This is a genomic window from Corallococcus sp. 4LFB, assembly GCF_046520365.1.
In the GTDB taxonomy this organism is placed as follows: Bacteria; Myxococcota; Myxococcia; order Myxococcales; family Myxococcaceae; genus Corallococcus; species Corallococcus caeni.
Genome location: NZ_JBKGHJ010001300.1, coordinates 1 through 256, shown reverse-complemented (window position 1 = coordinate 256; position 256 = coordinate 1). Strand labels below are relative to the sequence as shown.

The following is a 256-nucleotide window of genomic DNA, read 5'->3' as shown; positions in this document are numbered from 1 at the left end:
CGGACGCCGGCTCCAGCCAGAAGCGCTCGCGCTGCCACGGGTAGGTGGGCAGGGGGCACCCCGGGGCGCCCCGCGCCGGGGTGAGGGCGCTCCAGCCAGGCTCCAGCCCCCGCGTGTAGCAGCGCCGCCACGGAGCGCCAGGCAGCGGTCTCCGCGCTCGGACTCGTTGCGCCGCAGCGACGGCAGCACCTCGCCCGGCTGCCACGTCCGCCAGTTCCTGCTCCACGGCGGGCAGCAGGATGGGATGCGGGCTCAT

Annotated in this window: 1 protein-coding gene; it reads right to left on the bottom strand. The window is 77.0% G+C overall.

Annotation, left to right across the window (positions count from 1 at the left end):
* On the bottom strand, positions 1–256 hold a 256-nt coding region (locus ACLEQD_RS45405; protein ID WP_410392077.1), incomplete at both ends, for a hypothetical protein.